General features: G+C 70.8%; 1 protein-coding gene. It reads right to left on the reverse strand.

Going from position 1 to position 11,506, the window contains the following annotated elements; translation table 11 throughout:
• Window positions 1-11,457 (reverse strand): hypothetical protein (locus tag KIH74_RS35435; RefSeq protein WP_214160834.1); only part of this gene is annotated, 11,457 nt, incomplete at its 3' end.
• Window positions 11,458-11,506 lie beyond the last annotated feature (49 nt).

The raw sequence follows: 11,506 nt of genomic DNA on the forward strand, positions 1-11,506 counted from the left end.
TGCGCCCAGCATCTCGATGTCGTCCTCGAGGACCTGGCGTATCTGCCGTGGCCGGTGCGGCGACTCCACCACCCCCTCCCACAACGCCGCCGGATAATGCATCTCACCGACCCGCTGCACCACCACCCCGTCCAGCAACACACCACCCTCCGGCAAAGGATGAACCACCGCCCCCGTCTCCACCGGATACGCCCGCAACCACCCCCGATGCACATCCGTGTTCCCGATCGGCCGCACCGACGCCACGAACGACCCCGACCCATGAAACACCAGCTCATCAGCCGAAAACACCAACTCCACACCAAAATCCCGCGCCAGCCCCGCCCCGACCTCAGCCGGCACATTCCCCACCAGCAACCGCACAGGCCGCCCATCCTGCGCAGAACGGCTGCCCAGAACGCGCCGCACGCGTTCCTGGGTGGCCACGTCAGATCCGTCACCAGGGACCCGCACCACCCACTCGCCCTCGCCCGGCAGCATCGGCGCCCGATCCGTCTCGTTCCCCAGCGGGATCGGCGTGAACTCGGGACCCAGATCGTCGACGAGCCATGCCTGACCCGGTCCTGCCGCCCGGTAGGGACGGACCCGCGACCACCCACCGAACGGCTCTGCCGATTCGGGGTCCGGCAGGGTGTTCAGCGAGTCGAGGGCGATCCAGCCGGAGGAGTACACGACGTCAACACCGAGTTTCCCCACCAGTCCGCGCATTACGGAATCGTCCAGAAAATGTGCGTAAACCCGCCATGCTTGCGCTCCTTCACGGGCCCCCACCGTGATCCGATCGACGATCCGCTCCATCGCCGCATCGCTGTCGCCGTAGGCGAACTTGCCGAGTTCAAGCACCACCAGCGCGACGCGACCCGGCTCACGCGGGATCTGCTCCACGTCGACGTCCGCGGTTCTACCGCCCAGGACGAGAACGACCACCTGCCCGGAGGCAATGTCCCCGGACATGGTTTCGGTCCACTCCTCGAAGCTCCTGTCGCCCCAATCGCTGTCGCGATCCGGCACGGCGGCAGCCTCGTCGGAGTGGGCGGAGTGATCGGCAAGCGCCCGGGCGCCCGGTGACACGCTCGTGCCCGGTCGATCGACCAGGCTGACCACGAACGACTCCACGACGCCGTCCTGGCCGGCTGTGAGCGGAGCGCGTTCGCCCCGCCCGCTGATCGTCACCAGAACCGGAGGCCGGCCAAGGACTGTGGCCTCGGGCGTGAACTGGACCCGGACCCATGTGCTGTCGAACGTCATGCGCAGGGCAGTGGTCAGCTGCACCGAGTTCGCGAAGGGATCGGTGATGTCGAAGACCGCTCGGGGGTCGCTGACGGTGACGATCGGATGATTCATCGGCAATCCGGCGATCCGGTCCCCAGCAGCGTCATCGACGGCCGAAAGCAGATCGAACCAGCGCAGCGACTCCAGGCGCCGACGGATGGCCCCGACGATCGCCTGATGCGAAGCCGGGATGTCGTACCCCGCGAGCCAGGACACGGGATGGCCACCGGGCAAGGCGTCGGGGGCGCTCAGGGCGAGTTCGTAGAGTTCCCGGGCATCCCGAAGGGTTGGGAAGTACGATGTGCGCGAGCTCATGACGGCATGTCCGAGGTCCAGCCTACTGGGACGGAAGTGCGTGGGCCCCAACGGGTTCCCGGGCCGCAGGCGCCGTCGCGAATACTGCAACGTACTCAACTTCTTATCGGCATACCGGTCCCCCAGTCCAAGGTTGTGCAGGATCTCATGGACCAACGTGTACACGGAGCTGTCCGTGTTGACCTGTGCCGCGTTCTCCCGGTCGGAGCCGGTGGTCAGCCGGATGTTGATCGCCTCATCGAGCTCGGAGCGGGAGGCAGACACCAGGGGCCGGAGACGAAGAAAAACCGTGTGTCCATCCCGGGTAGTGAATCCACCCGTGAACCGGAATACCTGGGATCCAGCGGCATTGACCAGCTGGACGGTGTGATAAGCCTGCTCAGCCGTCACATCGCTGTCAGCCACGAAGTGGATGCGCGGACGGGCCTCCAGCAGGCGTACGTCGCCCAGGTCGATCAGGCGTGCCAGATAGGGAGTTTCCCAGGTGCGCAGGGCGGCCGACAAACGCAGCGCCACGGCCCGAAGGAGATCGGTCAGGACGGTCAGGCGGGCGGACCCGGACGTGTCTGCACCGGTGTCCGGAGCCCCCAGAGCATCAATGCCGGCCAGGACCAAGTGGCGTAGCTCGTCATCGCTGCGATCGTTCACTGTTTCTGTGGCGTTCCGATCGTCCGCGAACAGGATCCCTTGGAGGGTTTCCAGCAAGTCCCGAGCGACCCCCAGAGGTTCCTGCCCCTGAAGATGTTCCAGGACCACCGTGGGCTCCGGCATCTGCTCGGGCCGGCCCGACAGATCGTCGATGAGCATACTCAGCGGTTCCGGGAAACCCTCAGCCCTGAGCCTGCTCAGTTCCTGCTTCACCGAGCTGCGCAGTCGCTGCCTGACCGGGATCCCGGAGTCGTCCTCGGGAATGCGGATCCCACCGCGCCGGTGGTGGGCACGTTCCAGAATTCGGCGAAGCACCTTCCCGGCCATGGAATCCGCCGAGACATCCCAGAATCCTTCGAGTATTCGCCGTGCCTCCTCGACGGACGGCTGTGGTCCTCCGAACCGGTCGATCCACCGGGCCCGGAGGGCCGGGATCAGTTTCACCGTGCCGCGGGTGGGGTCGTCCAGCGCCTGGTCGTACTCGGGCCGCCAGCTCGTCCCGACTGCCGCCATCCGCATCCGGGCCGACACGTTGCTGCCCGGGAGATAGCCAGGCACCTGGAGCGGGCGCCGGTCGTCGTGCAGGACGACCCGGGTCAGGCCAGGCGCCAGAAGACGCCACGCCGCGAGCTTCTTCTCGGCGACCAGGCCGTCGTGCACCTGAGCCACCGAGATCGTGGGCAGCACCGGATGAGGCGGCAACTTCAGCGCCAGCGCTCCTGCCGAAGGGATGTCCGAGAGCATCAGACCCGAAACCGTCCGCACCGCATGCACGACCGCACGTTCGCCCAGCAGCGTTCCCAACCGCTCGCCGTTCTCGTCCAGGAGATCGGAGTCCGGGACGGCGACGTGATCGACCCGCCACGAACGCCGCCGGGACGCCAGTTCCTCCTCCCAGGACGACGGGAACAGCATCTGCCCCAGATCTTCGACGATCACCCCCTCCAGAAAGTCCGTCCCCTCCCGTAGGGGACGGAAAACCTGCTGCGGGTCCACCGGATACGCCCGAAACCAGCCACGGTGGGCGTCACTGTTCTCCATCGGCCGCACCACCGCCAGGAACGAGCCGTCGTCGGCGAATGTCACCACCTCAGAGGCAAAGACGACCTCCACATGAAATTCCCGCGCCAAGGCCGCAGCCGCCTCGACTTCTACTTTCCCCAGCACCAGCCGCACGCGCGACACGTCCTCCAGCGCTGAACGTTCCAGCGCTCCCCGCACCAACCTCTGGACTACGGGGTCGGAACCGTCGCCCTGGACCCGCAGCACCAGCGTGTCGTCCTCCACCGGTGGCACCAGGTCTGGGACCAGCGAAACACCCTGCGGGGCAATGACGATCCAGCCTTCTCCGGTCCGCACGTCCCATGCCTGGCCCGACACCCTGATGGGACGGGAAACCACGTCCGACAGCACCGCCCCCGCACTGACCGCCGGTTCCTCCTCGACCGCCGGCACCGCGACGAAGTCCGGCCCCAGGTGATCGACGAGCCACGCCTGCCCCGCGACACCCGGGCGGTACGGCCGCACCCGTACCCAGCCCCCGAACGGCTCACCGGGCAGGAGCGAGTCCTGCGGTGCGGTGCCCCACGTACTCATCCCGATCCGGCCCGGGGAGAACACCAGGTCCAGATCCAGCTCGTTCACCAGCCGGCGCACCACGGCGTCACTCAGGCCATGAGCGTAGATCCGCCACGCCCGCACCCCGTCCCCGGCGGCAGCGGTCACCTTCTCGACGATCTTGTCCGCCACCGGTGGGGTGGCGGACAGCAGGTCGTCGTCCAGAGCCAGAACCAGGGCCTTCCGGCCCGGCTCGACCGGGATCCGGCCGAGGTCCAGGGCGCTGTCGCTGCTGTGCCGCCCGAGGACGATCACGTGCTCAGGTACCTGCGGCGCCGTGTACTCCCTCCACAGCAGGTTCCGGGCCGGGTCTCGCTTCACCCCTGCCGAACCCCTGGCCGCGGGGTTCTCCGCACCGGGAGGCGCGTGGTCGCCGTGGGTGTCCGATTCTGGTACGCGCTCCTGATCCGCCGTCAGGATCTCGAAAAGCTCTCCACCCAGGTCGCTCCCGTTCTCCGGCGGGCTACCGGTCCCCCGGGTCTGGATGACATCCTGCCGGGCGTCCTCGCTCCCGGTGGCGAGCGAGGCCTCCCACCGCACCGGAGGATTCGGCGTCATCAGGCCCGTCGGATCCGCATGCCGAGGCCCCCGCAGGTCCCAGGGGACGACGTGTTCGAGCGTGCGCCGCTGCTCCCCCGGTCGCAGGGGGGTGAGGACGTTCTCCAGGTTCGGGCCGTAGGTGCGAGCCGGGGTGCCGTCCGCCCGGTGCAGGACGACGGTCCCCGGGGAACCGTCCGGCCGGACCGCGACGACGTCCGTTCCCTGCACGAAAGTGTCCGGGGTCCGGAGGATGTCGAGACCGCTGCGCCGGGCTGCCCGCTGCGCGTACTCACCGCTGACACCGCCCATCAGCAGGTACACCGGTCGCCGCTGGTCTTCGAGCACCTCGCCCAGCCGGTCACCGAACTCCTCGGGGTCCAGCATCTCCACGAAGGCCAGGCCGTCCGTTCCGGTGGAGGTCATCCGGACCCACCCCGGGCCACCGGCCCGGTCCACCACGAAGGTACCGGCGACGGGGAACCAGTCACCGTACCGGGGCGCCGCGTAGGCGGCGCGCAGCCGGGCCAGTTCCGCCTCCGCCGCAGGCGTCCCGTCTTCGGGAGCCGTCACCGGCAGGTCGGGCAGCCACCGGCCGTGCGCGGTCGGGGCCCCCAGCCGCGGGTGCAGCAGACGCCTGGCCACGGCCGTCTCCATCGGCAGGACGAGCGTCATCGCGTCGTCCAGGAAATACGCCTCGACGCGCGTCTGGTCGCCGTAGCGGATCCCCCCGCGCTGCTGCCGCGCCCGGAACTCCTGCATCACCAGGAAGCCGGCCTGGATCCGCATCAGCCAGGCCGTCCGGCGGAACGAGTCCGGCACGGGACGGCGCTCCAGCGAATTGGTCCCCCGGTCCTGCCCGGACGAGATGCCACCACCGGCACCGGAATTCAGCGAGACCGGGCCGGCCGGGCCGGAGACCGCACCGTCCAGGCCGGCACCCAGCGAGTCGCCGAACCAGAACAGGTCCCCGTCCTCGGCCATGCCGACGATCTCGTGCAGGCCCGAGGCGTGGATCCAGTCGATCGGCCGGGCGTCGTACAGCCGGTGGGTGATCTTCAGCTCGCCCCGGGCATCGGTGACGTGGCCGTTCTCGCGGTTCATCGCCGGGTAGGTGTGGCCGCCGCCGAGGGTCAGGTGCAGGGTGGCGACGGTGTTGGCCGGGCCGACGACGGCACCGTACGCCTCGAACGGGACCCCCGTGGCGGTCATCAGGCCCGACACCGCGCCGTCATCCAGCCGGGTCAGGACCGGCATCCGGTCGTCGCCGGTGATCTGCTGCCCGGCCAGGGACTGCATGGTGGAATCGAAGAGCCGTCGCAGGGCCCGTCCGCCGGCCTTGACGGGAATGACCGCCCGGTCGAGGATCTCGGCGCGAAGGACCGGGAACTCGCGGCGCGGGCGCGTTCCCAGCGCCAGGACCGCCGACGCGTCGTCCTCCAGACCGGGCGGGACCTCGACCCGGACGGCGGTGCGCCCGAAGGGGTGCAGGCCCGAGCGCAGCACCGTCTCGGGCACGTCGACCGAGAACCGCATCGGCACGGTGCCGTGCGCCTCGGTCGCCCCCTGCCCCGGGCGGCCCGGGTCGAAGACCAGGTCCAGGGCCGGTTGTGCCAGGCCGAAGGAGGCCGCCGCCACCGGCTTCGAGGCCGCCGCACCACGGTAGGCGCTCACGGCGAGGAAACGCGTCCCCTGGTACGTGTGCACCGTGCCGTGATGGGAGAACACGTCCCGCATCCGCAGGATCTGGCCCACGTGATGGATTCGGGTGCTGTACCAGCCGGAAGACGAAACCATGTTCAGCCAGGCACCGGTCATCTGTTCCACGACGGGCAGGCCGGACGTGCCGATCGATCCGCCGGTGCTCGCCTGGGCCGTCCGGCGCCCGCGCTCGGCGGCCCGCTGGGTGTTCAGCTTGTAGAAGAACCAGCTCCCCGACTCGGAGCGGGACCAGGTGAGCAGGTCGTCCTTCGGATCCTCGGGATCGATCAGCCGGATGACCAGCGTGACGTTCTCGACCCGGCCCGCCGGGGCGGCCGTGTGGTGCAGGAACAGCCCGGGCCCGTCCAGCGTCCCGGAATGGCCGAGCACGTGCGCGCGGTCCAGTACCGCAGCCAGGCCGACGGGTACGCCGACCTCGCCCCAGGTCCCGTCGTTGCCCTCCACCGTCCAGTGCGACTCGTTCGAATCGACGCCCAGAGCACCGAGAATCGCCGCCACACGGGCCCGGAGTTCGTTGGCCTGCCCCGGTCCCCGGTGCAGGAAGTCGACGGCGTGGGTGTCGGCGAACCCCGACAGCTCGGCCCCACTGACGCTCACGGGGACGCTCGCGGCCCGGGTGGCCTGCGGCAGCGCGCGGGGCCGCAGCAGACTCAGGCCACCCGTGACGGAGAGCCGGGCCGTGCCCAGCTTCGCCGCGAGCCGCCCGGCGAGCAGGTTGGCGTCCCAGCTGGTCACCGAGACGTCCCAGACCATCCCGGAACGGACCGGGCCGTGCCGGTGGCCCTGGCGGTAGATCCACTGGCCGAGGAGCGACTCGTTCGACTCGATCCGGGTTCTGACGATGCCGGACAGGTGGTGGGCCCCTGAGCCCGAGCCGGCCAGCCCGGCGAGCTGCTCGATCGCCAGGTCACTCAGGCCGGCGTCGGCCATCTGGGTCCGCACGGACTGCATGACCGACAGCACCGCCGACTCGGAGTCGACCATGACGCTGCGCTGCATGAGCTCGCTCCCCGGTTCCTCGACCTCGCCCCAGGGGACGGCGACGAGCGTGATCACGGCGTGGCGGTTGCTCAGGGCCCCGGGTGCGATGTGCCGGGTGGCCTGGACCACGTCCTGGTCGAACATCAGCCGCGACAGGAGCTGGTCCTCATTGATCAGGGTGCCGAGCGTGTCCGCGTAGGCCGCCTCCGGCAGCCCGGCCTGTTGCAGCAGCTGCTCGACGGTGGCGAGAAGGTCGGGCACGCCGAGGATCTCGGTGCCCAGGTCGTCCTCCGGCACCGGGCTCAGAACCGGGACCTGTTCCTGCCCGGAGCCGTCGGCCAGGCTGCGTCCGTTGAGCGGCATCAGCGGGCCTGCGGCCGACCCGTGGCCGGCAGAAGCGGCAGGAGCCTCGGTGGTGGCGGGACGGACCAGCCACTGCACCTGCCCGAGTCCGGTCAGCGGGGAACTGATCAGGGGCGGGTCGTGCGGCGCGGCTCCGGTCAGGGGGGCGAGCCCTTCCGGGACCCGTGCCCGCATCATGCCGTCGATCGTGTCCTCGCGACGCGCCGACCACTGCGGGGCGGTGGGCACCACCCCCCGGGCCACTTGCCCCCCGGCCCGCCGGAGAACGGCCGCGGTGGCGCCGCCACGAGCCGTGACCTGCTGGAACTCGACCCGCGCCGTCAGATGCAGGCGGGTCCGGAACAGGAAGTCCCGCAGCCGCCCGGCCATCTCCAGCCCTTCCGACCCCCAGTATCCCGTGCGGGCGGTGGTCTCCTGCGAGCGCTGGTTGCGGTAGGTGTACCCGGCGCCGCCCCGGGCGTCGGTGACCGTGCCGTCGTGCGGGGTGGCGTCGGCCGGTGTGCCGCCCAGGTCGGCGTGGCCGGAGGCGATGACGGCCGAGGTGATCCGCTCGGTGTTGCCGTGGTCGGTGTACTGGATCGGGTAGTGGGAGATGGAGGCGAGCTCGGACACCCCCGCCGTCCATTGCCCGTCGTGCGCGAGGCTGACGGTCATCGGGATCCACAGGCGTCCGTGGGCCACCGGCACGTACTCGCTGACGGCGTAGCGATGACTGATCATCTGGGCGATGTAGGAGAACCCGTGCATGGGTGAGAACCGCTGGTGAATGGCCTTTTCCAGGTGGTGCATCTGCCAGGGGCCGAGCTCGTCGTCGATGAGCGGGTCCTCGTTCCGCTCCCGGAGCATCCCCTCGACCAGGTCCCACATCCGGCCCGCGACCTGACCGAAGCCGCCGATGAGGTCGACCACGGCGATGCCCCGGCTCCGGCCTGCCCGTAGTCCGGGCGGTGGCATGCGGTCGGCGTGGTGGCGGCCGTCCTGGGGCAGCTGGGTCAGGGTCTGCGTCAGGGTCTCGTCGTCCGTGGCGGCGACGACGGCCCGCAGTTCCCGCTCGAACCGGGCCACCTGGCTGATCCCGATCCGGACGAACCGGGTGACCTGCGAGTGGAAGGAGCCGCGGGCGGCGGGGACCGACGAGCGCACGTCGGTCTCCAGAACGGCGGTGAGCAGGTAGGTCCGGGTGGGCTCCTCCGAGTTCACGTAGCGCCAGTCGCCGCCTCCCAGTGAGGTGTTCAGCGAGCGGCCCACCGATCCCGAGACGCCGCCGGAGGCCGAGGCCCCGGCGCTCAGCGTCTCGTCCTGCGTCCCCTCGAACGAGGGGGAGGACGCAGAGGCACGGACATCTCCGCCGGCGCTGCTCTGGTAGCTCTTGGTCAGGCCGGCCCAGAACAGGTGCCGCATGTCCTGCTGCTGGTTGGCCACGCTCTGGTCGATCGCGACCGCGGACGTGACCCGCCCGCGCAGCTTCAGGGCCACCCAGTCGCCCGACCGGTTCACGGGCAGTTGTGTGGTGAACGCGCCGGAGCCGAAGATCTCCAGCCGCTGCCGGAACAGGCCGCTGTCGCGGTACACCTCGGTGAGCCGCTCGATCAGCGCGTCGCCGGCGTCCGGCAGCCGTCGCCCGAGGTGGGTCAGCGGGTCACCGGGCGAGCCGGTCGCGAGTTCCGGGACGGTGATCGACTCGTCCGTCGCCCGGACCCGGGAGGTGGTCTCGTGCAGGAACGACCGCTGGGCGTCGCTCGCGGTGTCCGGCAGGGAGTACAGCGTTCCGGGCGTGTCCGGGGACGGGACCGGCGGGAGGATGTCGAGGGGGTCGGTAACGGGCTCGTGCGGCTGTGTCTCGTGTGCCGGTGCGACTTCTGGGGACTCGTTGTCCGGGAAGGCGAGCAGCATCTCCTGCGGCGCGGTGTGAACGACGGTGCGCCCGCCGCGGCTGTCGGTGAGACGCCACCGGCTGCCGGGCGTCCCTTCGCCACCGACGGCCGGTGAGGTGGTGAAGTAGGCGAACTGGTTGTGCAGGATCTGCTGCTCGCCCATGATCACCCCACCCTCGTACCGTCCGTGCACCGTGCTGGCGCCGCCGGACAGGCCGGCGCCGCCGCGCAGGGCGCCGCCGGCCGGCAGCGGTCCTCCCGCCGTCACGGAGGTGTGGAGGGAGCGGCCGTCCCAGGAGTCCGCGAAGGTCGAGCCCATCTCGAACTTCGGCAGGTCGAGCGACTGCGTCGGGCGTGCTCCCAGCGGCAGGCGCTGCTGGGTCTCGGGGCGGTGGTAGGTGAGGTGGCCGTAGCTGTGCAGCGGCCCGGGGTCCAGGCTCAGGGTGACGCCCGGCACCAGCGTGATGCCGTGCGGGGAGGCCAGTTCCCGGCCGGCGTCCCAGGCCGGCATCCGGTCCTGGTAGCCGTTCGTGACGTGCTCCAGGAGGCCGGCCTGGTAGGGCGGCTGGACGGTGCCGATGCGTTCCATGGAGGCCGGCAGGTTCTCGGTGATCAGGTCACGCAGCTCCGGCGGGACCTGATCACCGAGGGCGGTGACGGCGGCGGCCGCCACCTCGGCGAACTGCTGCATCTCGGCGTCGCCCACCCGCACGACGTGCCCCATCTCGCCCCACGGCACCGGCAGGGCCCCCGGCTGCCCCCAGGGCGCGGACGCGGCCGACTGGAGGATGACCCGGCCGGGCGCCCGGCGTTCGGGAGCGGGCGTGTCCTCGACGGTGGAGGCGGCCATCGAGGGGGCGGCCACTCCCGCGGCGAGAAGGCCGTGCGGTAAAGCATTCTCGGGTTGCGGCGCCGAGCCCTGCCGTACGGCGTCGGCGATCTGGTCCACCTTCGCATCGACGGCGAGGATCTCGCCGACCACCCCGGCATCAGGCTCCAGCCCGCGCAGATGCGTCAGCTCCGCCTCGTACTCCGTCAGGGTGGCCCGGTACCGGGCCACGTCGGAGGAGGTCAGCGGGCCGGGCTCGGCGGTCGGAGGGTGTCCTCCGGGTGGGCCGTAGACGGTGTTCAGGAGGTCCCGCAGGTCGGCGATGTCCCGGTCGGCGCGGAACATGCGCTCGTCCTGGACGAGCCCGGCGTAGAAGTCTCGCACGGCGCCGTCCAGGGCGCGCATCCCCTCGCGCACCGCCGTCCGGTCGCGGATCTCGAGGACGGTGGCGGCACCGGAGGCGGTGACGATGCGGTGCAGGGCACTGTCGATCCGGTCGTGGTACTCCTGAGCCCGGTCCGGGCGCAGGCCGAGGTGCTCGCGGACCTCGGCGACCCTCTGAACCCGCTGCGCGACCTCGTACGCCAGGAATGCCGTCAGCCGGCGGCTGCGCTCCTGCCAGGCGGCATAGAGAGCAATGGCGTCCGGAGCGGTTCGGGCTCCGGCCAGGTCGCCGGCGGCGTCGGCAAGATCCCTGACCTCGAGATCGACCGCGGGCCGGGGCCCTTCGAGCACCCGGTCCACCTCGACCAGGGGCTGCGGCTCCGCCACCGCCGGGGCCTGGGCCACCAGTTGCCTGAGGTGCTCCACGGACACGGTGTCGTCAGGGGTCCGCAGGCCGGGTGCCCGCACCAGTCCCGGGTGACCGGCCGTGATCCGGTACAGCACGCTCATGGCCCGCAGTTCGTCCCGGCCGAAGTCCGGACCGTAGACCTCGGCGGCGAGAGCGGCGACGTCGAGAAGGTCCGCCGCGGGCGCCCCGATCGCACCGGCCAGCTCCTGGCCGGTGGGGCGGTCATTCATCCCCAGCTCCCGCAGGCGCTGCATCGCCTGCACGTGCCGGGCGTGCACGCGCCGCGGGCCGGGGCGGCCGAGCCAGCGCATCGCGTCGGTACGGCTCTGGTTCGGGGTGGCCGGGAGGGAGACCCCGGCTGCCAGGTCGTCGGGCAGGCCGGGCCCGAACAGCGCGTGTTCATCGGCCGGGAAGCCCGTTCCAGTGGAGGCGCCGGGCTCGGACAGCGCGTCGGTCCCGGACAGCACCGGGGGTTCGGTCGTGTTGCCCGGTTCGGGCAACAGCATGCTGCGCCTGACCATCTGCGCTGACCGGATGGTGAAATACGCCGCGTTT

This window comes from Kineosporia corallincola (assembly GCF_018499875.1).
GTDB classification, from domain to species: Bacteria; Actinomycetota; Actinomycetes; order Actinomycetales; family Kineosporiaceae; genus Kineosporia; species Kineosporia corallincola.